Raw genomic sequence first — 23841 nt, 5'->3', positions numbered from 1 at the left:
GGATGTTGGCCGTCCCTTGACGGAGCTATCATCCCCGGGGGAGTCAGGATCGTGCCTGCCGGGCTGGGAGTGCCGGGCAAGGCAGTGTTGCTCATGGATTGGCGATGCCGTCGGCCGTTGGGTCGTGGCAGGTTCTGCTGCCCGGTGCCGTGCCCTTGGAAAGTGCCCGGTACTGCCAGACCCATGAGCCAAGGATTTCTATGAACGCCGTAACCACCGCCAATCTCGTCGGCATCACCGGTCTGGCCCGCCGCCTGGTCCAGGATGGTGCACTCGACGAGGCCTCCGCCCGCGACGCGATGGCCAAGGCCGCCGCGGCTCGACAGCCGCTGCCCACCTGGTTCGCGCAGAACAAGGTGGTTGGGGCGGCCCAGCTGGCAGCCGCCAACGCGGTCGAGTTCGGCATGCCGCTGTTCGACGTATCCACGTTCGACGCCAGCCAGAACGCCATGAGTCTGGTCAGCGAGGAGCTGCTGCGCAAGCACAACGTGCTGCCGCTGTTCAAACGGGGTGGCAAGCTGTTTGTTGGCACCAGCAATCCGACCCACTCGCTGGACGAAATCAAGTTCCACACCAATCTGGTGGTGGAGCCGATCCTGGTCGATGAGGACCAGATCCGCCGCACGCTTGAGCAGTGGCACGCCAGCCACGATGCCATCGGAAACGCACTGGGTGGCGATGACGAGGGCATGGGCAACCTGGATGTCGCGGCCGGTGACGAAGATCTCGGCGCCAGCAGCGGCGACTCCGGCATCGACGCCAAGGGCGACGACACCCCGGTGGTGAAGTTCGTCAACAAGGTGTTGGTCGATGCCATCCGCAAGGGCGCATCGGACATCCACTTCGAGCCCTACGAAGACGATTACCGCGTGCGCCTGCGCATCGACGGTCTGCTGAAGATGGTGGCGCGCGCGCCGGTGAAGTTGAACCAGCGCATCGCTGCGCGCCTGAAGGTGATGGCGCAGCTGGACATCGCTGAGAAGCGGGTGCCGCAGGACGGGCGCATCAAGCTGAACCTGTCCAAGACCAAGCAGATCGATTTCCGCGTCAGCACGCTGCCGACCCTGTTCGGTGAAAAGGTGGTGCTGCGTATCCTGGATGGCAGCGCGGCCAAGCTGGGCATCGACAAGCTGGGCTACGAGCCGGACCAGCAGAAGCTGTTCCACGACGCCATCCACAAGCCCTATGGGATGGTGCTGGTGACCGGCCCGACCGGATCCGGCAAGACGGTGTCGCTGTATACCGCGCTGGGCATCCTGAACGATGAGACGCGCAACATCTCCACCGCCGAAGACCCGGTGGAAATCCGCTTGCCCGGCGTCAACCAGGTGCAGCAGAACAACAAGCGCGGCATGACCTTCGCTGCGGCGCTGCGCTCGTTCCTGCGACAGGATCCGGACATCATCATGGTCGGCGAAATCCGCGACCTGGAGACGGCCGAGATTGCGATCAAGGCGGCGCAGACCGGCCACATGGTGCTGTCCACGCTGCATACCAACGATGCGCCGCAGACCATCGCGCGTCTGATGAACATGGGTATCGCGCCGTACAACATCACCAGCTCGGTGACGCTGGTGATCGCCCAGCGCCTGGCACGCCGGTTGTGCGGCAACTGCAAGCGACCGGCGAACCTGCCGGAGCACGCGCTGCTGGCCGAGGGCTTCACTCAGGCGCAGCTGGATGCGGGCATCCAGTTGTACGAGGCGGTGGGCTGCGATGAGTGCACCGAGGGCTACAAGGGCCGAACCGGTATCTACCAGGTGATGCCGATGACCGATGAGATCGCCACGATCGTGCTGGCCGGTGGCAACGCACTGCAGATTGCCGAGGCGGCGCAGCAGATCGGGGTGAATGACCTGCGGCAGTCGGCGTTGAAGAAGGCGGCAGCGGGTGTGACCAGCCTGGCCGAGATCAATCGCGTTACCAAGGATTGAGGTAAATCCACGCCATGCGTGGATGACGCGATGCATGGGGGTTGCCGGCCAGCGGCCGGCACTACCACGTTGGTGGGTAGATCCACTCCATGCGTGGATGGCGCGATGCATTGGGTTGCCGGCCAGCGGCCGGCACTACCGCGTTGGTGGGTAGATCCACGCCATGCGCGGATGGCGCGATGCATGGGGGTTGCCGGCCAGCGGCCGGCACTACCACGTTGGTGGGTAGATCCACTCCATGCGTGGATGGCGCGATGCATTGGGTTGCCGGCCAGCGGCCGGCACTACCGCGTTGGTGGGTAGATCCACGCCATGCGCGGATGGCGCGATGCATGGGGGTTGCCGGCCAGCGGCCGGCACTACCACGTTGGTGGGTAGATCCACGCCATGCGTGGATGACGCGATGCATGGGGGTTGCCGGCCAGCGGCCGGCACTACCGCGTTGGTGGGTAGATCCACGCCATGCGTGGATGACGCGATGCATGAGGTTGCCGGCCAGCGGCCGGCACTACCACGTTGGTGGGTAGATCCACGCCATGCGTGGATGACGCGATGTATTGAGTTGCCGACCAGCGGCCGGCACTACCGCGTTGGAGGGTGGATCCACGCCATGCGTGGATGCCGCGGCGGCGCACGCCAACCAAGGTTGGCGCCTACCAGGGCCGTTCGGCCCTTACTCCATCCCCAGCTTCTTCAGCTTGTAGCGCAGCGCGCGGAAGGTAATCCCCAGCTGCGCAGCCGTGCGGGTCTTGTTCCAGCGGTTCTCTTCCAGCGCGCGCTGGATGGCGCTGCGCTCCAGCTGCTCGATGTACGAGGGCAGGGCGGCACCGCCCGGCTGCAGGTCGGCCACGGCTTCGGCGGGAGCAGCGCCGCCGGGCGCACGCGGGGCGTGCTGCGGCAGGCGCAGGTCGTCGGCACCGATGCGGTCTTCTTCGGCCAGTGCAAGCGCGCGCTCCAGAATGTTCTCCAGCTCGCGCACATTGCCCGGGAACGCATAGTGGGCCAGCGCTTCCAGCGCCGACGGCGCCAGCAGCGGGGTGGCACGGCCGTGGCTGCGGGCCAGGCGTGCCAGCACGGCGGCTGCCAGCTCGGGCAGGTCCTGGCGGCGCTCGCGCAGCGGCGGCACCTTCAGTTCGATCACGTTGATGCGGTAGTACAGGTCGTGGCGGAAGCGCCCGTCCTCGACCAGCTCGGCCAGGTCACGGTGCGTGGCCGAGAGAATGCGCACGTCCACCGGTTCTTCGTTGGCCGCACCCACCGCACGCACCGACTTTTCCTGGATCGCGCGCAGCAGCTTCACCTGCATCTGCAGCGGCAGCTCGGCCACTTCGTCCAGGAACAGGGTGCCGCCGTGTGCAGCCTGGAACAGGCCCGGCTTGTCGGCATGGGCGCCGCTGAAGCTGCCTTTGCGGTGGCCGAAGAATTCGCTTTCCATCAGCTCGCCGGGAATGGCACCGCAGTTGACCGGCACGAACGGACCAGCCGCACGCGCGCCCTGGGCGTGGATGGTGCGCGCGACCAGTTCCTTGCCTACGCCCGATTCACCGAGGATGTAGACCGGCGCCTGGCTGCGCGCGACCTTGCCGATGGTGGTGCGCAGAACGTCCATGGCCGGCGAAGCGCCGAGCAGGCGTGCAGCCTGTTCGGTGGCGGGGCCGGGCGCAGGGCGTTCGGTGTTGTTGAGTTCCAGCGCGTGCTTGACCAGGCCGCGCAGCACCGAGATGTCCACCGGCTTGCTGACGAAGTCGAAGGCGCCGGCCTTCAGCGCTTCCACGGCCAGGTCCATGCTGCCGAATGCGGTGATCATCGCCACCGGTGTGCGCGGGTAGTGCTGGGCGATCTCGCTGACCAGCTCGATGCCGTTGCCATCCGGAAGGCGCATGTCGGTGATGCACAGGTCGTACGGGTTGCTGGCCAGCAGCTCGCGCGCTTCGGCCAGGTTGGCGGCGGTACTGATGCGCAGCCCCATGCGGCCGAGGGTCAGTACCAGCAGTTCGCGGATGTCGCGTTCATCGTCGACGACGAGGGCGCTGCGGGTTTCGTTCATGGGCGTGAAAGATAAACGAGGGGGCTGGAAGCGACAAATGTTTGACGCACAGAATTGGAATCAGGTGGGCAACAGCGTGTGCGGGCCGGGAAGCACCAGGCGGAAGCACGAGCCTCCTGCCGGCACCGGGATGTAGTCGAGCCGTGCCTGGTTGGCGCGGCACAACTCGCGGGCGATGTACAGGCCCAGCCCGGTGCCGTGCTCGGAGGTGGTGAAGAACGGACGGAACAGCTGTGCGGCCACGCTCTCGGGAATGCCGGGACCACGGTCCATCACGTCTATCACCGCGCTGCGCTCGTGCTGCGCCACGCGCAGGCGCACCCGTGCCGGTTGCTGGCCGATGCGGCCGTATTTCAGTGCGTTGTGCACCAGCACGGTGAGCACCTGGTACAGGTGTTTGCTGTCGACCTGCGCCATCACCGCCGTGTCGCTGATGATCGGTTCGATGCTGTCGGTTTCCAGCGTCTGGCCCTGCTTGTACTCCAGCACGAAGCGGCGCACGAAGGCGACCAGGTCGACGTTCTCGGGTGTGGCGCGCTCGCGCCGTGCCAGCCCCAGCACGCTCTCGACGATGCCGTTGGTGCGCTGGCATTGCTGGCGGATGATCTGCAGCAGGCGGCGGTCGCTTTCGTTGAAACCGGTGCCTTCCTCCAGCAGCTGCACGGCGTAGTTGATCGCCGCCAGCGGATTGCGGATTTCATGGGCGAGGCTGGCCGAGAAGCGGCCCATCGCCGACAGGGTGAGCGATTCGGCGCGCCGCGAGACCACGCTGGAGTCGTCCAGGAATACCAGCGCCAGTTCGCTGCCGGCCAGCAGGCGGGCGAAGCGCGGTTGCACTTCCGGCTGGTCGGGGTTGAGCTGCAGCGGCAGTTCGTCCTGCGCCCAGCCGTTGCGCCAGCGCTGCAGGCGGCGCGCCAGTTCCGGCGCGGCACTGGCCAGATCCAGGCGTCCCGTCTCACCGATGCCGTCGTTGTCGCCGAGCAGCATCGAGGCCGCTTCATTGGCCAGGGTGATGCGGTTGTCGGCGTCCACCACCAGCACGCCGGTGCGCATGCGGCGGATGATCAGTTCGTTGATCTGGAACAGGTTGGCCACTTCGTCGCCGCGCTGGTTGGCCAGCTGCTGGTTGCGGCGCGCGCGGTTGCCCACCTGGTAGCTGATGAAGGCCAGCGCCAGGTAGCTGGTGGCGAACATGGCCAGCTCGGCCAGCGTGCGGGTGGGATCACCGCCTTCGAGCACCTTCCAGAGGTATTCGGTACCGGTGGCCAGGCTGGCCGCAACCGCCAGGCCCAGGCCCCAGCTCAGCGGCAGCAGGGTGGCGGCGGCGGCGATGTTGAACAGCAGCGACATCGAGATGCCGGCGCTGGCACCGGGCAGGGCATGCGCCAGCAGGGTGGCGGCGATGATGTCCACCAGCACGCTGCTGACCACGATCGGGCGCAGCCAACGTTCGTTGCGGCCGATCGCCAGGGCCAGCAGCGACAGCAGCAGATAGATCGCCGCGACGGTATCGGCCAGACGCGGGTGATGGGCCTCGCCGACCATGCCGGACAGGGGGCTGTAGAGCAGGCCGGCGATGACCGCGGCGATCAGCACCCGGTACAGCGCGAAGAAGTACAGCTCACGCCGCGGAATCGATTCGATGCGGTCGATCAATGAAGCACTGGGTGACACGCCGGAACTCCCCTTCTGGCTGCCTGGGTCTGGAATCTGCGGCGGCCCTGCCTGGCATCCCCTGAAGCCGGGCGGGTTCGTCGCTTCTATGTGGCCTGCGGTGGAAGCCGCCGGGCAAGCCCGACACTACACACCTTGGTTGACCAGTATAGGGCCCCCGGCAGGACGCCGCCGGAGCCGCCCGGATCGCGCATTTGGCCTGCCGTGGATACCGGTGGTCAGCGCCGGCCCGGGCGCAACTGCCTGAATGGCGGTGGAAATCTGGCCGGGTGTGGCGTTTTGTACAGACTTCTTTGCGCCCCGGCGCCGGCTCGGCCACAATAGTGGGCCCGCCGCGGTCCATGCCGGCGCCCCGCCGGGGCCCTGAGGAATTGCGTGCGGTCGTTCCTATTCCCACGGTGACGCATGAATTTCCACGAATACCAGTCAAAACAACTGCTTGCCGAGTACGGCATCCCGGTCCCGGCCGGCAAGGTCGCTGCGACCCCGGACGAAGCGGTTGCCGCTGCCAACTCCCTGGGCCAGGGCCCCTGGATGGTCAAGGCGCAGATCCACGCTGGCGGCCGCGGCAAGGCTGGCGGCGTCAAGTTCTGCAAGACCACCGACGACGTGAAGGCCGCTGCGGCCAAGATGCTCGGCACCAAGATGGCCACCTACCAGACCGCTGGCGTTGAACTGCCGGTCAACCTGGTGCTGGTGACCACCGCCGGCGAGATCGTCAAGGAACTGTACCTGTCGGTGCTGGTCGACCGTGGCACCAAGACCATCACCTACATCGCCTCTTCGGAAGGCGGCGTGGAGATCGAGCAGGTCGCCGCTGAAACCCCGGAGCTGATCCACTCGCTGAACGTCGACTTCGTCGAAGGCGTGCAGGGTTACCACGGCCGTGATTTCGGCTTCAAGCTGGGCCTGACCGCCAAGCAGGCCGGCCAGTTCGCCAGCATCATGGTGAACCTGTACCGCCTGTTCAACGAAAAGGACCTGGCGCTGGTTGAAATCAACCCGCTGGCCATCCTGGACGACGGCAACCTGTACGCGCTGGACGGCAAGTTCGACAGCGACGACAACGCCGCCTTCCGCCAGAAGGCCCTGGTCGCCATGCGCGACAAGACCCAGGAAGATCCGACCGAAGTGATCGCTTCGGAGCTGGACATCAACTACGTCACCATGGACGGCAACATCGGCTGCATGGTCAACGGCGCAGGCCTGGCCATGGCCACCATGGACGTCATCAAGCTCAACGGCGGCGAGCCGGCGAACTTCCTGGACGTGGGCGGCGGTGCCAACAAGCAGCGCGTCATCGAAGCGTTCAAGCTGATCCTGTCCTCGGACAAGGTCGAAGGCATCTTCGTCAACATCTTCGGCGGCATCGTCCGCTGCGACATGATTGCCGAAGGCATCATCGCCGCCGTGAAGGAAGTGGGCGTCAAGGTTCCGGTCGTGGTGCGCCTGGAAGGCACCAACGTGGAAGAAGGCAAGCAGCTGCTGCGTGACAGCGGCATGGCCATCATCCCGGCTGACAACATCAACGATGGCGCCAAGAAGATCGTTGAAGCTGTCAAGAACGCTGCCTGATTCGACACCAAGGAATTCCCATGTCTGTTTTGATTAACAAGAACACCAAGGTGATCGTGCAGGGCTTCACCGGCCAGCAGGGCACCTTCCACGCCACTCAGATGATCGAGTACGGCACCCAGGTTGTTGGCGGCGTGACCCCGGGCAAGGGTGGCACCACCCATATCGACCTGCCGGTCTTCAACACCGTTGCCGACGCCGTGCAGAGCACCGGCGCCAACGCTTCGGTCATCTACGTGCCGCCGCCGTACGCGGCCGACGCGATCCTGGAAGCCGCTGCTGCCGGCATCAAGGTCATCGTCTGCATCACCGAAGGCATCCCGGTGCTGGACATGCTGCGCGTCAAGAACGTGCTGACCCGTTCGCATCCGGACACCGTGCTGATCGGGCCGAACTGCCCGGGCGTCATCACCCCGGGTGAGTGCAAGATCGGCATCATGCCGGGCCACATCCACCAGCCGGGCAAGATCGGCATCGTGTCGCGTTCGGGCACCCTGACCTATGAAGCGGTCAAGCAGACCACTGAAGTCGGCCTGGGCCAGTCCACCTGCATCGGCATCGGTGGTGACCCGATCAACGGCCTGAACTTCGTCGACTGCCTGAAGCTGTTCAACGAAGACCCGCAGACCGAAGGCATCATCATGGTTGGCGAAATCGGCGGTGACGCTGAAGAAGCCGGCGCCGAGTACATCAAGAACCACGTGAAGAAGCCGGTCGTCGGTTTCATCGCCGGTGCGTCGGCTCCGGCCGGCAAGCGCATGGGCCACGCCGGTGCGATCGCCTCGGGCGGCAAGGGCACTGCTGAAGGCAAGTTCGCCGCCATGGAAGCTGCCGGTGTTGTCACCGTCCGCTCGCCGGGCGACCTGGGCGCTGCCATCGCCAAGCTGGTGAAATAAGACCGCTTGTGTAGAGTCGAGCCATGCTCGACTGACGCTCTTGCTTCAAACAGAAAGGCCGCCTCCGGGCGGCCTTTCTGCGTCTGGTGCCCGGCCATCCAGGAAAGCCCATCCACGCATGGCGTGGATCTACTGAGCCGGGGCTGTCCACGCAGTGAGCGCGCCCGGCGCGCGCATGGCGCAGCGCTACAATGGGCACATTGCAACCACAGGCTGGATTCCCATGGCTTCGATCCGCATCGCGATGGCGCAGTTCGACTTCCCGGTCGGCGATGTCGCCGGCAACACCGAGCGCATCATCGAGATGATCGGCCAGGCGCGCGACGAGTACGGCGCCGAGCTGGTGATGTTCCCCGAGCTGGCGGTGAGTGGTTATCCGCCGGAAGACCTGCTGCTGCGCCCGGGCTTCCTGTACGAGTGCGAGCAGGCGATGGCCCGCATCGCTGCTGCCTGCCGTGGCATCACAGCCGTGGTTGGTTGGCCGCAGGCGGCCGGTGCGGTGGTCTACAACGCCGCCAGCGTGCTGCGCGATGGCCTGGTCGAGCAGACCTACCGCAAGCGCGAGCTGCCCAACTATGCGGTGTTCGACGAGCGCCGCTACTTCGATGTCGATCCGGATGGCGGCAGCTGCGTGTTCGAGGTCAACGGCATTCCGGTCGGCCTGCTGATCTGCGAGGACCTGTGGTTCGCCGAGCCGCTGGCCGACACCGTGCGCGCCGGTGCGCAGCTGGTGGTGGTGCCGAACGCCTCGCCCTACGAGCGTGGCAAGCATGCCCAGCGCGATGCGGTGCTGGCCGCACGCACCCGTGAGAGCGGGGCGGCGATCGCCTACCTCAACGTGGTCGGTGGCCAGGACGCGCTGGTGTTCGACGGCGCCTCGGTGGTGGCCGATGGCGACGGTACCGTGCACCCGGCCGCCGCCGCCTTCGTCGACCAGTGGCTGGTGGTGGAGTACGACGGTGAAAGCCGCCGCTTCATGCCGCACGTGTGGATGGACGATGGCGACGAGAGCATGGACGCGCTAGCCTGGCGTGCGGTGACCCGTGGCATCCAGGACTACTGCCGCAAGAACGGCTTCAAGAAGGTGTGGCTGGGCTTGTCCGGCGGCATCGATTCGGCGCTGGTGCTGGCCATGGCCGTGGACGCGATGGGCGCGGAAAACGTCACCGCCGTGCGGTTGCCGTCGCGCTATACCGCGGGCCTGTCCAACGACCTGGCCGCCGAACAGTGCCAGGCACTGGGCGTGAAGCTGGAGGCGGTATCGATCGAGCCGGCGTTCAAGGGCCTGATGGAATCGCTGGCGCCGATGTTCGAAGGCACTGCGCCGGACGTGACCGAAGAGAACCTGCAGTCGCGCAGCCGTGGCGTGATCCTGATGGCGCTGGCCAACAAGTTCGGTGGCCTGCTGCTGACCACCGGCAACAAAAGCGAATACGCGGTCGGTTACGCCACCATCTACGGCGACATGTGCGGTGGCTATGCGCCGCTGAAGGACCTGTACAAGACCGAAGTGTTCGGGCTGTCCAAGTGGCGCAACACCGTGGGCGGCGCGCCGGTGATCCCACCGGCCGTGATCAGCCGCCCGCCGTCGGCCGAGCTGCGCGAGAACCAGCTGGACCAGGATTCGCTGCCGGCCTATGACGTGCTGGACGGCATCCTGTACCGCTACATCGACCAGGAGCAGTCGCGCACGGAGATCGTTGCGGCCGGCTACGACGCGGCCGTGGTCGACCGGGTGCTGCGCCTGGTGCGCATCAGCGAGTGGAAGCGGCACCAGGCCGCGCCGGGGCCGAAGGTCTCGCGCCGGGCATTTGGCCGCGAGCGTCGTTACCCGATCAGCAACGGCTACAAGGGCTGAAGCTGCGGTTGGCGGGTAGTGCCGGCCGCTGGCCGGCAACCCCGCATACCGCGTATCCACGCATGGTGTGGCTCTACTGCGTTCGGTAGTGCCGGCCGCTGGCCGGCAACCCGCATACCGCGCATCCACGCATGGCGTGGATCTACTGCGTTCGGTAGTGCCGGCCGCTGGCCGGCAACCCGTATACCGCGCATCCACGCATGGCGTGGCTCTACTGCGTTCGGTAGTGCCGGCCGCTGGCCGGCAACCCCGCATACCGCGTATCCACGCATGGCGTAGCTCTACTCCGTTCGGTAGTGCCGGCCGCTGGCCGGCAACCCGCATACCGCGTATCCACGCATGGCGTGGCTCTACTGCGTTCGGTAGTGCCGGCCGCTGGCCGGCAACCCCGTACACCGCGCATCCACGCATGGCGTGGATCTACTGCGTTCGGTAGTGCCGGCCGCTGGCCGGCAACCCGCATACCGCGTATCCACGCATGGCGTGGATCTACCGGGCGTCCTCAAGCAGCTGTTCGAGGCTGGCAGTTTCCGCAGCGTCGTTGAAGCGTCCGTCCCCCAGCCGTGCCCGCACAAACGCCAGGCCATCCGCCGCCGCCGCGTCCAGCGTGCCGCGGTGGTCGACCGGGTAACGCCGGAACGCGACCGGCTCGCCTCGCAGGGCCAGGCCTGCGGCATACAGCAGGGTGGTCAGATAGGGCACATCGCGGTCCTCGCTGCCGTGGCCGAGCATCAGCGGTTGGCTGAAGCCGCGGCGCGGTACGCCGAGATAGTCGTACAGCACCGCCCAGATGCCCGGCACGCTGGTCAGCGGTGCAGTGAACATGCTGCCGGTATCCGCACCGTCCAGCGTGGCGGCCAGTTCGCCCAGGCACTGCTCGCGTGCCACTGCCACGCGGGCGCGGCCGGTGTCGCTGAGGACGCGGTCGATCTGCGGCGCGACCTGCAGCAGGCCATCAAGCAGGTACGCGTGATAGGCGTTGAGCGCGCCAGGATTGGCGGTGCGGTTGTCGGGCTTCATCACCAGCGCGGTCAGCTCGACTGCGGTAGGCGTGCCGGTGGTGAAGCTGCCACGGTAGTGCAGGGAAGGACCACCATAGGTGGGCGCCAGATGCCCGGCTGTGAGGGCTGCAGCGCCACCCTGTGAATGACCAACAGAGACCCAGCGCGGCGACAGCGCTGCGTTGCCCAGGTACTGGCGGCTGGCCTTGACCAGGTCGATGGCATTGCGCGCGGCCGTGCGGACGTGCAGATAGGCATGCTCGCCGGGGCTGCCGAGCCCCTGGTAGTCCGCGGCGACCACCGCATAGCCCAGGGCCAGGAACTGATCGAGGAAGCGCCCGTCGCGTTCGGGTTGGTAGGGGCCGGACACCGAGGGCGCGCAGCGATCGGCGATGCCCTGGGTGCCATGTGCCCAGGACACCACCGGCCAGCCGCCCGCTGGAGCCGCTCCGGCGGGCAGGTACAGCAGGCCGGTGCCTTCGGCCAGCTGGCCGCGAAGATCCGGGGTGCGGTAGTGGAGCTTGTAGGCCTGCGCAGCCTTGGACGGCACCCATGACGCGCGATAGGGGGCAGCAGACAGCAGATCACCCGGTGCACCCGGTGCGGCAGCCAGGGGGCCCGAGGACAGCGCCAGCACGGCGGTGGCGAGGAGGCAGGCGAGGGGGCGGAAACGGCGGGGCGGTAGGGTCATGGGGCGCTCCTTCACGGCCGGGATGGCCGTTGCGCCGCAGTGTGGAGGGCGTCGCCGGAGCGGGATGCGACCGGCGTCGCATCCGCCGGGAATTCGTAGAATTCCTAGTGTCGTGGTCCATGGGCGTACGAACCATCCACGCATGGCGTGGATCTACCGACAAAGAAAAGGCCCCTTTCGGGGCCCTCTCTTACTTCTTTTCCAGTCGCGCGTTGCGCTGGCCGGTGCTGGCGGATTTCTCGCCGGCGAACGGGTTCAGCTTGCGGATCATCCACGGGTACTTCGGCCACTTGCCTTCCAGCCACGGGTGGTCCGGCTGGTTCAGCTGCAGGACGCGGCGGGCATCGTCGGCCAGGGTCTTGTTGCCCAGGTGGGTGTAGGAATCGGCCAGCACAGCCACGGCGTCGTACTGGAACGCGCTCTGCGGGTAGGTTTCCAACAGGTAGTTGGCGCGGCCGGCGGCCGAGACCCAGGCGCCGCGGCGCATGTAGTACAGGGCGTTGTCCAGCTCATGCTGGGCGAACACGTCACGCAGCTCCAGCATGCGCTGGCGCGCATCGGCGGCGTAGCGGCTGTTCGGGTAGCGGTCCACCACGATGTTGAAGTCCGAATACGCCTGGTGCGGCGTGGACAGGTCGCGACGGCTGGCATCCAGAGACCATACGCGGCGCAGGAAAACCGTACTGCGGTTGGAGTTGGCCAGGCCGCGCAGGTAGTACAGGTACGCGATGTTGCGATGGGTCGGGTAGGTACGGATGAAGCGGTCGATGCTGGACACCGCGTCATCGTGCTTGCCGGCCTTGTACTGGGCGTAGGCGGTCTCGATCATCGCCTGCTCGGTGTACGGACCGTACGGATACTGGGCCACCAGGCGGCGGAAGCTGGCTTCGGCGCCGCTCCAGTTGCCACCCTGCATCAGCTTGTGGCTCTTCTCGTACAACTGTTCGACCGGCGTCCCTTCATCGGGGCGATCGCCCTTCTTGGCACCACGGTGGCAGCCGGTGGCGGCGATGACCAGCACCAGCAGCAGGGCGGTGAGGCGGACGGGCGCGGAGAGCATGGCGGAGCGTCGGATCATGGGGTCGAGGCGGGACGCGGCTGGAATACGAAGGGTCGATGATAGCCTAGTGTCCTGTCCAGCGACTGAAACCGGCCGCCGGGACCCCAAAATTTCAAAGAATGCCCCCTGCCATGTCTGAACAACCCTCTGAATCGGCCCGCCAGGCCATCGTCCCCGACACCGCTGCCGGCCGTCGTTTCGACGCCGTGGTGGCCGAACTGTTCCCCGAATACTCGCGTTCGCGCCTGACCGAGTGGATCAAGGCCGGTGAGGTGCTGCTGGACGGCGCCCAGGTGCGCCCGCGCGATCCGCTGCGCGGCGGCGAGCTCGTGACCCTCAATGTGGTGCTCGAGACCCAGACCGACGCCCAGCCGGAGGACATCCCGCTGGACGTGCTGTTCGAGGACGAGCACCTGCTGGTGATCAACAAGCCGGTCGGCCTGGTGGTGCACCCGGGCGCGGGCAACCACAGCGGCACCCTGGTCAACGCCCTGCTGTTCCGCGACCCGTCGGTGGCGGTGCTGCCGCGCGCCGGCATCGTGCACCGCCTGGACAAGGACACCAGCGGCGTGATGGTGGTGGCCAAGACCCTGGAAGCGCAGACCGCACTGGTCGAGCAGCTGGCCGCGCGCGACGTGCACCGCCAGTACCTGGCCATCGTGATGGGTGCGCTGGTGGCCGGCGGTACCGCCGATGCCCCGATCGACCGCCACCCACGCGACCGCCTGAAGATGGCCGTGCGCGAGGACGGCAAGGAAGCGATCACCCATTACCGCCTGCGCGAGCGCTTCCGTGCGCACACTGCGCTGGAGTGCCGCCTGGAAACCGGCCGTACCCATCAGATCCGCGTGCACATGGCGCACGTGCGCCATCCGATCATCGGTGACCCGCTGTACGGCGGTGCGCTGAAGCTGCCCAAGGGCGCCAGCGATGAGCTGGTAGCCGCGCTGCGCGGCTTCAAGCGCCAGGCCCTGCACGCCGAGACCCTGGAGTTCACGCACCCGATCACCGGTGAGCCGGTGCGCAACACCGCGCCGGTGCCGGACGACATGCTGCACCTGATGAAGGTGCTGCGTGAAGACAGCGAAGCCTTCGCCGCACGCGAGCGGGACCGCTGGTGATGGCCGCCGCGTTGCCTTTGCTGCAGGCGGACTGGCCGGCGCCTCCGGGCGTCCATGCGCTGACCACGCGTCGGCACGGTGCGGGCATTTCGCCGGCGCCGTTCGCGCAGTTCAACCTGGGCAACCGGCACGCGGCCGATGGTGATACCCCGGCCAACGTGGAGCACAACCGCCAGCTGCTGCTGCAGGGGCTGGCGCTGCCGTCGGCACCGCACTGGCTGCGCCAGGTGCACAGCAGTACCGTGCTGCGCTTCACAACGCCGCCAGTGCCAGGCGCAAGCGAACCGGTGGCCGACGCTGCGGTGACCTCGGTGCCCGGCGTGGTGCTGGCGATCCTGACCGCCGACTGCCTGCCGGTGGTGTTCGCCGCTGCCGACGGTAGCGAGGTGGGCGCCGCTCACGCTGGATGGCGCGGGCTGGCCGACGGCATGCTGGAAGCCACCGTGGCCACCATGCAGACCCCGCCCGCGCAGCTTCGCGCGTGGCTGGGCCCGGCGGCCGGGCCGGCCGACTACGAGATCGGCGAAGAGGTCTTCCACGCCTTCGTCGGCCATGATCCGGCGGCTGAGGCGGCGTTTGTGGCGACACGCCAGGGGCACTGGAAGGTGGACCTGTTCGCCCTGGCACGTCAGCGCCTGCAGGCGGCGGGCATGGACCCGGCGCAGGTGTATGGCGGCACGGTGTCGACGATGGCCGATCCCGACCTGTATTCGCACCGGCGCGACCGTCGCACCGGGCGCATGGCGACCCTGGCCTGGATCGCGCCCTGACCACGCCGTTGTTCGCGCGCGTGCTGGGGCCGGCCTTCGCCACCTTGGCCGCGCCGGTGCAGGCGCTGCATGCCGCGCCGTTGCCTTGCCGCTACGTGGGGCAGGCGCGCATCGTGAGAGGGCGGCACTGGCTGGTGCCGCTGCTGGCCGCGTTGGCGCAGTTGCCGAAGGACGGCGACGCGCTGCCCACCGAAGTGGCGTTCAGTGCCCACGGGCAGGGCGAGCAGTGGGCGAGGCGGTTTGGCCGCTGGCCGATGGTGTCGCGGCTGTGGGCGCACGAGGGGTACCTGCGCGAGCAGTTGGGCGCGGTGCGCTTCGAATTTGATCTGCAGGCCCGCGACGGTGGCATCGACTGGTCGGTGCGGCGGGTCTGGGCGTTCGGGCTGCTGCCGCTGCCGAGGCGCTGGTTTGGTGGTGTGCGTTGCCGCGAAGCCTGGCAGGGTGAGCGTTACACTTTCCTAGTCGATGTGACCTTGCCCTGGGCCGGAGCCCTGATCCGCTATGAAGGCTGGCTCGAACCGCAGTGATTCCGCCGCCGAGGCCGGCAGCGCGGTGATCGTGTTCGATGGCGTGTGCGCGCTGTGCAACCGCTGGGTGCGCTTCCTGCTGCGTTTCGACCGCAAGGGCCGCTACCGCTTTGCGGCGATGCAGGGCGCGCAGGGCAGCGCGATGTTGCGCGCGCACGGTCTGGACCCGCAGGACCCGATGTCGTTCCTGTTGCTGGACGAACAGGGCGCCTGGACCGATACCGATGCGATCCTGCGCGTGCTGGCGGGGCTGGGCGGCGTCTGGCGTCTGACCGGTGCATTGCGCGTGCTGCCGCGCAGCTGGCGTGATGCCGCGTACCGCGCGCTGGCCCGCAACCGCTACCGCTGGTTCGGGCGGCATGACGCCTGTTACCTGCCCGCACCGGAGCAGGCCGCGCGGTTCCTGGATTGAAGAAAAAAGGGGACGGAGGGGATTAAGTCGTTTGTGCACAAACGACTTAATCCCCTCCGTCCCCTTTTTCCCTCAACCCTCCAGCGCGTCCAGGTAGCTGCGTCGCCAGTGGTTGATGTCGTAGGTGCGCAGGTGCTCCATCATCGCGTGCCAGCGTTCCTTGCGCCTGCGCAGCGACATCGTTGCCGCGGTGGCGATGGCGTCGGCCACGCCGTCCAGATCATGCGGGTTCACCAGCAGCGCCTGCTTGAGTTCGTCGGCGGCGCCGGCCAGCAGCGACAGCACCAGCACGCCGGGGTCTTCCGGGTCCTGCGAGGCCACGTACTCCTTGGCTACCAGGTTCATGCCATCGCGCAGCGGCGTGACCAGGCCTACCGCCGCCGCCCGGTAGAAGCCGGTGAGGGTGGCGTGGGTGAAGTTCTGGTTGACGTAGCGCAGCGGCGTCCAGTCCGGTTCGGCGTGGCCACCGTTGATGTGCCCGGCGATCTGTTCCAGCTGGCTGCGCAGCTGCCGGTACTCGGTGACATCGCCGCGCGAGACCGGGGCGATCTGCAGGTAGGTCAGCGAGCCGCGCTGATCCGGATGGCGCTCCAGATAGCGCTCGAAGCCGAGGAAGCGTTCGGGCAGGCCCTTGGAATAGTCCAGGCGATCCACGCCGATCGCCAGCTGGCGGTCACGCAGGCTGTTGCGCAGGTTCTTCACAGCGGCCTTGGTGGCGGCGGTGCCGGCCTGTCGCGCGATCAGCTCGGTGTCGATGCCGATCGGGAACGCCGCCGCACGGAAGCGGCGCCCGCCCGGTGCTTCCAGCTCGCCGTTGTCGAGCACGCGGCCGCCGCCGAACAGGCGCAGGTAGGTCTGGAAGCGATCGGCGTCGCGCTGGGTCTGGAAGCCGACCAGATCGTAGGCATACAGCGCGGAAAACAGCCGCAGGTGGTCGGGCATGGCCTGCAGCAGATCGGCCGACGGCATCGGGATGTGCAGGAAGAAACCGATGCGGCAGCCGATGCCACGCTCGCGCAGCAGCGCACCAAGCGGGATCAGGTGGTAGTCGTGGATCCAGACGATGTCGTCCTCGCGCAGCAGCGGCGCGAGCTTGTCGGCGAACAGCGCGTTGACCTTATGGTAGGTCTCGCGGGTGCCCCGGTCGTAGTCGACCAGATCCAGGCGGAAGTGCAGCAACGGCCAGAGGGTGCGATTGGCGAAACCGTTGTAGTAGCCATCCACCTCGCGCTTGCTCAGGTCCAGGGTGACGAATTCGATGTCACCGTCCTTCTGTGTGTGCAGCGTGCCGCTGCCGTCGCGCACGCTCTTGCCGCTCCAGCCGAACCACATGCCGCCACGTTCCTTCAGCGCGGCCAGCAGGCCCACCGCCAGGCCGCCGGCGCGGTTCTCGCCCGGCACCGCCACGCGGTTTGAAACCACCACCAGACGACTCACGATGCCTCCTGCCAGGACCGCGACAGGCGCATTGCGGCGGTGATCAGGCCGACGTGCGAATAGGTCTGCGGGAAATTGCCCCAGGCCTCGCCGCTGTCGAAGGCCAGATCCTCCGACAGCAGGCCCAGGTGGTTGCGCTGTTTCAGCAGCAGCTCGAACATCCCGCGTGCTTCGTCCATGCGCCCAATCGCCGCCAGCGCATCGATGTACCAGAAGGTGCAGATGGTGAAGCTGGTTTCCGGCTCACCGAAGTCATCCGGCGCGACATAGCGGTACAGCGAGTTGCCATGCTTGAGGTCGCGCCCGATGGCGTCGACGGTGGCGATGAAGCGCGCATCCATCGCGTCGATGAAGCCGATGTCGGCCAGCAGCAGCAACGAGGCATCCAGCCGATGGCCACCAAAGGTATCGGTGAAGTGGCCCAGCTCCTCGCTCCAGGACTCGGCCATGATGCGCGCGTGGATGGTGTCGGCACGCTCGCGCCAGTAGTGGGCGCGGTCATCGCGCTTCAGGCGCACGGCGATCTTGCACAGGCGATCGCACGCCGCCCAGCACATCGCGCTGGTGTAGGTGTGCACCTCGGTGCGGCCGCGGAACTCCCACAGGCCGGCATCGGGTACGTCGTGCAGGGCGAACGCCTGTTCGCCCAAGGGTTCCAGGCGGGCGAAGGTATGCGCATCCCCGGGGTCCTGCAGGCGGCGGTCGAAGAACAACTGCGTGGACGCCAGCACCACGCTGCCGTAGACATCGTGCTGGCGCTGCACCCAGGCCAGGTTGCCGCGCCGCACCGGGCCCATGCCACGGTAGCCGGACAGGCTGGGTACTTCGTCCTCGTCCAGCTTGGCCTCGAAGCCGATGCCATACAGCGGCTGCAACGTGCCATCGGTGGTGGCCAGGTTGAAGATGTAGCCGAGGAACTGTTCCATCGTGCGCGTTGCGCCGAGGCGGTTCAGTGCGCGCACCACGAACGCGGCATCACGCAGCCAGCAGTAACGGTAGTCCCAGTTGCGCACGCTGCCGGGCGCTTCCGGAATGGAGGTGGTCATCGCCGCGATGATCGCGCCGCTGTCCTCGTACTGGCACAGCTTCAGGGTGATCGCACTGCGGATCACCGCGTCCTGCCATTCCAGTGGAATGGACAGGTAGCGCACCCATTCGCGCCAGTAGTCGCGGGTGCGCTGGAAGGCTTCCTGCACATAGCCACTGATCGAGCGGTTGAGCGATTCATCCACGCCCAGGATCAGGTGGATGGGATGGTTGAGCACGAACGGCAGGCCATCGCGGATGAAGCGCACCGGCACGTCGGTGGTCAGCCGCAGCACGTGTTCGGGCAGGATCCAGCGCACGTGGTTGCTGCCCCAGGTGGACTCGGGCACGCGTGCGCCCCAGTCGGCCAGTGGCCGTGCGTGCACGGTGATGCGTGGGCTGCCGGCCAGTGGTCGTACCTGGCGGATCAGGCTGACCGGTCGGTAGAAACGGTCGTTCTGGCGCCAGCGCGGGGCGAAATCAAGGATTTCCAGTTCACCACCGTGCGCGTCGCGCAGCACGGTACGCAGGATCGCGGTGTTGGTCAGGTATTCCTGCTCGCTGCTCGCGAAGTCCTCCAGCTCGATGGCGAAGTCGCCACCCGTCTGCTGGTTGGGGCCGAGCAGGGCACAGAAGGTGGGGTCGCCGTCGAAGGTGGGCAGGCAGCTCCAGACAACGCGGGCACGTTTGTCGACCAGGGCGCCGAAGCTGCCGTTGCCGACCACGCCCAGATCAAGATCGGGTTGGGTCATCACGCGGTACATCTCGGTTGCGGCCGTGGGGTGGCCGGGTCAATAGGCATTCTCACGCAGCCAGGCGTGCACACTGCGTATGTCGGGCAGCGCGAACACGGCTTTGCTGGGTTCCCGTTCGCCTACCAGTACGCTCCAGCCATGCTGGCCATTGGCGGCGTCGAAGCCGAACTCATCGGTCAGGTCATCGCCGAGGAACACCGGCAGGCGGCCGCGGAACGGCAGGTACTGCATCATCCGGCGCACGGCACGTCCCTTGTCGGTGCCGACCGGAACGAACTCGACCACATGGTCACCGGGCTGCAGGCGATAGCTGGCACGGCCACGCACATGGCGGTCGGCGAAGGCGCGCACATCACTTGCCGCGTGCGGCGCACCGCGCCAATGCAGCGCCAGGCCGACGCCCTTGTCTTCCACCAGCACGCCGGGATGGCCATGGGCAAAGCGCATCGCCTGCTGGTGCAGCGCGTGCAGCCACTCGGCGGTGTCGTCGTCGTGTTCGTCGCGCAGGACGCGACCGTCTTCGCCGCGCAGTTCGTGGCCATGCAGGCCGGCGGCGGGCAATTTCAGGGGAGCGAACAGTTGATCCAGCTGCTCAAGCGGGCGACCACTGACCAGTGCCACGGCACCTTCCAGGCGGTCGCTGATGCGGCCGATGGCTTCACGCACATCCGGCAGCAACTGCACGGCATCTGGGCGTGCAGCGAATTCGATCAGGGTGCCGTCGACATCGAGGAACAACGCGCAGGCGTCATCCAGCAATGGCGGTGGCGGACGCAGGGGGAGCGGTTCAGCCATGACGCCCAGCTTGCCAGCGTGGGCGTGTACGTGGGGTCGAGGGCAGGCTACGGATCTGGTAGTGCCGGCCGCTGGCCGGCACCGTCATGGCCCCTGGATGCACCCTGAGGTTGCCGGCCAGCGGCCGGCACTACCGGACTGATGAATCAGAACGTATAGCGGACGCGGCCGTAGTAGTACGCGCCATTGCTGCCGATCGGCGACAGCACGTCGTACGGCAGGTTGCCGAAGTAGTGGATATCGCTGTTGGATCGATCCGGGTAGTTGTCGGTCAGGTTCTGGCCGCCGATGGCCACGCTCCATTGCGGGGTGATGCGGTACTCCACTTCCGCATCCAGCTGCCATTCGGCCTGGTAGGTCTGGCGCGGGATGTAGCCATCACCGAAGTTGAACACGCGGGTGGCGCTGCCATAGCGGTTCACGCGGGTGCTAAGCGACCAGTGGTCGTTGCTCCATGCGGCCGAGAGACTGCCGCGCGTACGCGGGGTGGCATCGGTGAGGGTGTTGGTCTCTTCGATGCCGAACAGCATATAGTCCGGGTTCAGCGCGCGCAGCTGCGCCGGCGTGGCCAGCACGTTCTTCAGCGTGGTCTTCGTGTACGCATAGGTGCCGGTCAACAGCAGCTGGCCATCGCCCAGCGACTGGCGCCAGTTGCTCACCAGTTCGGCGCCGCGGGTGCGGGTGTCGGCGGCGTTGACGAAGAAACTGGCGCTCTGCAGGCCGCTGACGCCGTAGTTGGCCGCCACGTAGTCGGTCAATGCATCACCGGTGATGCTCTCCGACAGCGCGATGCGGTCGTCGATGTCGATCTGGAAGAAGTCCAGCGACAGGTCGAAGTGCTCGCCGATGCGGCTGGTGAAGCCCAGCGAGGTATTGATCGACTTTTCCGGCTTCAGGTTCTGCGCACCCAGGCCACGGGCGATCGGATTGTTGACCGACAACAGGCGGCCCTGCACCAGCTGGCCGCCGGCGTTGTAGCCGGTGGAGGTGGATTCGTAGCCGATCTGCGCCAGCGACGGTGCGCGGAAGTTGTTGGAGATGGCGCCGCGCAACGCGAACGCCGGGGTGAATTCATAGCGCAGTCCGAGCTTGCCGGTCAGTTCACCGCCGAAATCGTCGTTGTGCTCGTAGCGTGCGGCCAGATCGGTGGAGAACTTCTCGCCGAACTGGCTGGACAGGCTGGCGTAGGCGCTGGCCACGTCGCGCGACAGGCGCGCCGCATCCTGCGGGGTCAGGCCGCCACCGGCCTGCGAGCCGGTCGGGCGATCGGTGTAAGGGCCGGCGGCGTAGCTGGCCGGGTCGCCGGGACGGGTCTGGTAGCGCTCGTGCCGTGCTTCCACGCCCAGGCCCAGGGTGTGGCTGATGCTGTCGCTCTGGGTGAACACACGACTCAGGTCGAGGTTGCCCACGGTCTGTGCGTATTCGTAGTCGGCGGTCTTGAAGCGGGTCGGGCTGGTCGGGCCCAGCGACGCGTTGAGCGAATCACGCAGGCGGTAGGTGAAGTCGTTCTGGCCGTAATCCAGGCTGCCGTCGTAGCTCCATTCACCCCACTGGCCGCGCACGCCGGCCACGGCCTGCACGTCGCGGTTCTCGCCTTCGGAGATCGGCCGGTAACCGTTCGGATAGACCTGCTTCCAGTTGGCATCGCCATCGGGGTAGCGGAAGTAGTTCGCACCTTCGGTATCACGCTGGTTGAAGGTGCCGAACGCGTAGAACGTCGACGTCTGGCCTACCGGAATCTCAGTGTTCAGCCACAGGTTGATGTCCTTGCTCTTGCCATCGCCCAGCACGTAGTTGCGCTTGCCCTGCAGCGCCAGGTTGTCCGGCGTCTGGTCCCACGGCGGAATCTGGTCGAAGCCGGCGCGGTTGGTGCCGTTGCGGTGCTTGTACTCCAGGCCGACACGCAGGAAGCCGCCGTCCTCACCCAGCGAGGTGCCGACCTTGGCGCTGATGTTGCCGGTCTGGCCGTCGGTGAGGGTGCGGCCGATCGGCTTGAGGTCGGTGTGGTTGGCGCCGTAGCTGGCCTCGATCTCGCCACCGTCGCCGCCGTTGTCGAGGATCACGTTGATCACGCCGGCCACGGCGTCCGAGCCGTACAGCGCACCGGCGCCGTCGCGCAGCACTTCGATGCGCTTGATCGCGCTGACCGGGATCGAATTGAAGTCGACCGGCGTGGTGCCCTTGCCGATCTTGCTGTCGGTGTTGACCAGCGCGGTGTGGTGGCGGCGCTTGCCATTGACCAGCACCAGCACCTGGTCCGGCGACAGGCCACGCAGCTGTGCGGCGCGCACGTGGTCGGCGCCGCCGGAGTTGGACTGGCGCGGGAAGTTGAACGACGGCAGCAGGGCCTGCAGCGCACTGCCCAGCTCACCGTTGACCACGCCCGCCTTGCGGATGTCCTCGGCGGTGAGCACGTCCACCGGCGAGGTGGATTCGAGCACGGTGCGGTCGGCGGCACGGGTGCCGGTGACGATCACGGTGTCGAGGTTGGTAGCGTCCTGGGCCAGAGCCGGGACGGCGGTGGAGGAAAGCGCGAGGGCGATGGCGAGGCCGAGCGGCGACGCGGGCAGGCGGATGGACATGGGGGCTCCAGCAACAACGACGACGGGGAAGGGGGAGATAGTTTCACTTACATCCATCCGGATGAAGCGATATATTATCTTCGCGTGATGGCCGGTGCCGATGCAAGTCCCTGCCGGTCCGGCATGAGTTGATGCCCCGTTGGCATCAGCACGCCGGACCGGTGGCGCTGTACGCTGCCGGCTCGCCTTGTCCCCCTTCCCCGGAGCTGTACCAATGAAACACCTTGGCCTCGTCTTCGCCGTGCTGCTGGCCACCAGTGGCTGCGCCAGCCTGTCCTCTCAGGCGCCCAGCGCCTATGCCACGGCCACCACCGCCGAACTGAAGGGTGATGCCGCACGCCCGTCCGCCGGCCACGGCTGGGTGCGCAGTGAGCTGTACTTCGGCGTGGGCGAGGAGCAGGGCGCCGGCAAGCGTCCGCAGGCCGACACCATCAGCGAGACGCAGTGGCGCGCTTTCCTGGACAAGGAAGTGACCCCGCGCTTCCCGGATGGCCTGACCGTGTTCGATGCCTATGGCCAGTGGCTGTTCCGCGGCGATGCCTCGCCCAACCGCCTGCGCACCAAGGTGCTGGTGGTGCTGCACGAGGACACCCCGCAGCGCCGTGCTGATATCGAAGCGATCCGCCTGGCGTGGAAGCAGCAGACCAAGCATCAATCGGTGCTGTGGTCGCGGCAAGCGGTCGAGGTATCGTTCTGAGTTGAAGGTGCCGCCGCGGTGCCGCAGGGAGCGATGATGAACTACAGGGAATGCCTGCTGGGCCTGGTATTGGCAGGTGTGCTGGCACCGACGGCGCAGGCGCGTGGGGACGATAGCGAAACGCTACGCTTCCAGGTGGCCGCGCATGTGCAGGCGCATGCCGATCCCCAGCAGGACGGCAGCATCGCAGTGCAGCTGTCACCGTCAGGCAAGCGCCAGACGCTGGCGGGTGCGGCGGATGCCGATGGCAATTCGCGCTGGTCGCTGGAAGACGTCGATTTCGATGGATACCCGGAACTGGTCGCGCGTGCATCGGTGGGCATGGTCAACGAGGCGGTGGCGGTGTACCGCTTCGACCCGGCCAGTGCCGGGTTCCGCGCGCTGCAGGCCGACACCCACGGCAAGGACAGTTGCGGTGACCTGATGGGGTTGAGCGTGGATGCTGCCACTCGAACCCTGACCAGCAGCTGCCGCAGTGGCCCGATGTGGTACGCCGACCAGTACCGGTTTGCAGGTGCGAAGCTCTATCTCTACCGCAGCGAAAGCGTGCTGATGCTGGGCGACACGGTGAACGCCGCGCTGCATTGGGAACAGACCGACGAGCAGGGCCCGCTGGCGGTCTGGCGCACCTATGATCCCGCTGGTCGTGTGTTGGAGAGCGCCATCGGCGATGGCCTGGGCGCACCGCCGGATGGGCCGCTGCGTGGCCAGCAGGCCACCGTGGTGCCAGCGCGCCTGTTCCTGTTCGACCGACCCGGTGCGTCGAGCACCAAGCGTTACCTGGTGCAGGGGGACCGCGTAGAACTGCTGGATGAACAGGACGGTTGGGTGAAGCTGCGCTACCGCAACCCGAAGCAGGGCGCGGTGGTGGGCTGGATCAACGTTAAAGATTGACGAGACGTCTACCCGCAGTTTGCACATCGAGGCGATGGGCAACTTGCCCACAGGGGCATCACTTCTACGGGTCTAGCCTCGGATGCTCC

General features: G+C 67.0%; 18 protein-coding genes. 10 read left to right on the top strand and 8 right to left on the bottom strand.

Going from position 1 to position 23841, the window contains the following annotated elements:
* Positions 1-200 precede the first annotated feature (200 nt).
* Positions 201-1934 (top strand): type IV-A pilus assembly ATPase PilB, encoded by a 1734-nt coding sequence (pilB, locus tag ACZK5G_RS17715; RefSeq protein WP_478464255.1) that lies wholly within the window; start codon positions 201-203, stop codon positions 1932-1934.
* Positions 1935-2607: 673 nt separating this feature from the next.
* Here the strand turns inward: pilB and ACZK5G_RS17710 are convergent.
* Both ACZK5G_RS17710 and ACZK5G_RS17705 read right to left on the bottom strand, forming a co-directional pair.
* Positions 2608-3981 carry a sigma-54-dependent transcriptional regulator gene (locus ACZK5G_RS17710; RefSeq protein WP_032128822.1) on the bottom strand — a complete coding sequence of 458 codons (1374 nt, stop codon included), beginning with the start codon at positions 3979-3981 and terminating at the stop codon, positions 2608-2610.
* Between the two features lie 60 nt (positions 3982-4041).
* The gene (locus tag ACZK5G_RS17705) at positions 4042-5655 is read right to left on the bottom strand and encodes a sensor histidine kinase (protein WP_049401617.1); all 1614 of its coding nucleotides are present in this window, start codon (positions 5653-5655) and stop codon (positions 4042-4044) included.
* Positions 5656-6060: 405 nt separating this feature from the next.
* Between ACZK5G_RS17705 and sucC the strand changes: the two genes are divergently transcribed.
* The 3 genes from sucC (at position 6061) to ACZK5G_RS17690 (ending at position 9984) form a co-directional block, all read left to right on the top strand.
* The gene (gene sucC / locus ACZK5G_RS17700) at positions 6061-7230 is read left to right on the top strand and encodes an ADP-forming succinate--CoA ligase subunit beta (RefSeq protein WP_004154430.1); all 1170 of its coding nucleotides are present in this window, start codon (positions 6061-6063) and stop codon (positions 7228-7230) included.
* Between the two features lie 20 nt (positions 7231-7250).
* Positions 7251-8126: a succinate--CoA ligase subunit alpha gene (gene sucD, locus ACZK5G_RS17695; protein WP_005410793.1), complete on the top strand. Its 876-nt coding sequence runs from the start codon at positions 7251-7253 to the stop codon at positions 8124-8126.
* Between the two features lie 223 nt (positions 8127-8349).
* Complete coding sequence (locus ACZK5G_RS17690) at positions 8350-9984, top strand: NAD+ synthase (RefSeq protein ID WP_032128820.1); 1635 nt, start codon at positions 8350-8352, stop codon at positions 9982-9984.
* 489 nt (positions 9985-10473) lie between these two features.
* On the opposite strand, the gene ACZK5G_RS17685 is transcribed toward ACZK5G_RS17690, so the two are convergent.
* Both ACZK5G_RS17685 and ACZK5G_RS17680 read right to left on the bottom strand, forming a co-directional pair.
* On the bottom strand, positions 10474-11676 hold the full coding sequence (locus tag ACZK5G_RS17685; RefSeq protein WP_478464254.1) for a lipase family protein: 1203 nt from the start codon (positions 11674-11676) through the stop codon (positions 10474-10476).
* 190 nt (positions 11677-11866) lie between these two features.
* Positions 11867-12754, bottom strand: a complete 888-nt coding sequence (locus tag ACZK5G_RS17680; protein WP_029379759.1) for an outer membrane protein assembly factor BamD — start codon at positions 12752-12754, stop codon at positions 11867-11869.
* A 113-nt stretch (positions 12755-12867) separates the two neighbouring features.
* On the opposite strand from ACZK5G_RS17680, the gene rluD reads away from it, so the two are divergent.
* The 4 genes from rluD to ACZK5G_RS17660 are packed head-to-tail and all read left to right on the top strand — an operon-like array spanning position 12868 to position 15566.
* Positions 12868-13857: a 23S rRNA pseudouridine(1911/1915/1917) synthase RluD gene (gene rluD, locus ACZK5G_RS17675; RefSeq protein WP_080291790.1), complete on the top strand. Its 990-nt coding sequence runs from the start codon at positions 12868-12870 to the stop codon at positions 13855-13857.
* Positions 13857-14627, top strand: a complete 771-nt coding sequence (gene pgeF / locus ACZK5G_RS17670; protein ID WP_478464252.1) for a peptidoglycan editing factor PgeF — start codon at positions 13857-13859, stop codon at positions 14625-14627. Before rluD ends, pgeF begins: the two co-directional genes overlap by 1 nt.
* Positions 14628-14647: 20 nt before the next feature.
* Positions 14648-15154, top strand: coding sequence for a DUF4166 domain-containing protein (locus ACZK5G_RS17665; protein ID WP_478466531.1), 507 nt, complete (start codon positions 14648-14650; stop codon positions 15152-15154).
* Complete coding sequence (locus tag ACZK5G_RS17660) at positions 15129-15566, top strand: thiol-disulfide oxidoreductase DCC family protein (RefSeq protein ID WP_132810675.1); 438 nt, start codon at positions 15129-15131, stop codon at positions 15564-15566. Before ACZK5G_RS17665 ends, ACZK5G_RS17660 begins: the two co-directional genes overlap by 26 nt.
* Positions 15567-15638: 72 nt before the next feature.
* Here ACZK5G_RS17660 and otsA read toward each other — a convergent pair whose 3' ends face one another.
* From otsA to ACZK5G_RS17640, 4 genes are all read right to left on the bottom strand, one after another.
* Entirely contained in the window at positions 15639-17003 is a 1365-nt protein-coding gene (gene otsA / locus ACZK5G_RS17655; RefSeq protein WP_032128815.1) for an alpha,alpha-trehalose-phosphate synthase (UDP-forming), read from the bottom strand.
* On the bottom strand, positions 17000-18781 hold the full coding sequence (locus tag ACZK5G_RS17650; protein ID WP_049398205.1) for a glycoside hydrolase family 15 protein: 1782 nt from the start codon (positions 18779-18781) through the stop codon (positions 17000-17002). The genes otsA and ACZK5G_RS17650 overlap by 4 nt, the downstream gene beginning before the upstream one ends.
* Before the next feature lie 39 nt (positions 18782-18820).
* Positions 18821-19579 carry a trehalose-phosphatase gene (gene otsB, locus ACZK5G_RS17645; protein WP_032128814.1) on the bottom strand — a complete coding sequence of 253 codons (759 nt, stop codon included), beginning with the start codon at positions 19577-19579 and terminating at the stop codon, positions 18821-18823.
* A gap of 146 nt (positions 19580-19725) precedes the next feature.
* The gene (locus ACZK5G_RS17640; RefSeq protein ID WP_478464249.1) at positions 19726-22161 is read right to left on the bottom strand and encodes a TonB-dependent receptor plug domain-containing protein; all 2436 of its coding nucleotides are present in this window, start codon (positions 22159-22161) and stop codon (positions 19726-19728) included.
* 214 nt (positions 22162-22375) lie between these two features.
* On the opposite strand from ACZK5G_RS17640, the gene ACZK5G_RS17635 reads away from it, so the two are divergent.
* Positions 22376-22858 (top strand): DUF3574 domain-containing protein, encoded by a 483-nt coding sequence (locus ACZK5G_RS17635; protein ID WP_478464248.1) that lies wholly within the window; start codon positions 22376-22378, stop codon positions 22856-22858.
* A 36-nt stretch (positions 22859-22894) separates the two neighbouring features.
* Positions 22895-23752, top strand: coding sequence for an SH3 domain-containing protein (locus tag ACZK5G_RS17630; RefSeq protein WP_478464246.1), 858 nt, complete (start codon positions 22895-22897; stop codon positions 23750-23752).
* The last annotated feature ends 89 nt before the right edge of the window (positions 23753-23841 follow it).

The organism is Stenotrophomonas sp. 62841_Sma, assembly GCF_056482945.1.
This window is presented reverse-complemented; position numbering and strand designations above follow the sequence as displayed.

What these genes read in the sequence shown, in the direction of transcription:
- ACZK5G_RS17690 (WP_032128820.1), top strand. Translation starts at nt 8,350, where the DNA reads ATGGCTTCGATCCGCATCGCGATGGCGCAGTTCGACTTCCCGGTCGGC.
- sucD (WP_005410793.1), top strand. Translation starts at nt 7,251, where the DNA reads ATGTCTGTTTTGATTAACAAGAACACCAAGGTGATCGTGCAGGGCTTC.
- ACZK5G_RS17710 (WP_032128822.1), bottom strand. Translation starts at nt 3,981, where the DNA reads ATGAACGAAACCCGCAGCGCCCTCGTCGTCGACGATGAACGCGACATC.
- otsB (WP_032128814.1), bottom strand. Translation starts at nt 19,579, where the DNA reads ATGGCTGAACCGCTCCCCCTGCGTCCGCCACCGCCATTGCTGGATGAC.
- ACZK5G_RS17640 (WP_478464249.1), bottom strand. Translation starts at nt 22,161, where the DNA reads ATGTCCATCCGCCTGCCCGCGTCGCCGCTCGGCCTCGCCATCGCCCTC.
- ACZK5G_RS17650 (WP_049398205.1), bottom strand. Translation starts at nt 18,781, where the DNA reads ATGACCCAACCCGATCTTGATCTGGGCGTGGTCGGCAACGGCAGCTTC.
- ACZK5G_RS17680 (WP_029379759.1), bottom strand. Translation starts at nt 12,754, where the DNA reads ATGATCCGACGCTCCGCCATGCTCTCCGCGCCCGTCCGCCTCACCGCC.
- sucC (WP_004154430.1), top strand. Translation starts at nt 6,061, where the DNA reads ATGAATTTCCACGAATACCAGTCAAAACAACTGCTTGCCGAGTACGGC.
- ACZK5G_RS17630 (WP_478464246.1), top strand. Translation starts at nt 22,895, where the DNA reads ATGAACTACAGGGAATGCCTGCTGGGCCTGGTATTGGCAGGTGTGCTG.
- ACZK5G_RS17635 (WP_478464248.1), top strand. Translation starts at nt 22,376, where the DNA reads ATGAAACACCTTGGCCTCGTCTTCGCCGTGCTGCTGGCCACCAGTGGC.
- rluD (WP_080291790.1), top strand. Translation starts at nt 12,868, where the DNA reads ATGTCTGAACAACCCTCTGAATCGGCCCGCCAGGCCATCGTCCCCGAC.
- pilB (WP_478464255.1), top strand. Translation starts at nt 201, where the DNA reads ATGAACGCCGTAACCACCGCCAATCTCGTCGGCATCACCGGTCTGGCC.
- pgeF (WP_478464252.1), top strand. Translation starts at nt 13,857, where the DNA reads ATGGCCGCCGCGTTGCCTTTGCTGCAGGCGGACTGGCCGGCGCCTCCG.
- ACZK5G_RS17685 (WP_478464254.1), bottom strand. Translation starts at nt 11,676, where the DNA reads ATGACCCTACCGCCCCGCCGTTTCCGCCCCCTCGCCTGCCTCCTCGCC.
- ACZK5G_RS17660 (WP_132810675.1), top strand. Translation starts at nt 15,129, where the DNA reads ATGAAGGCTGGCTCGAACCGCAGTGATTCCGCCGCCGAGGCCGGCAGC.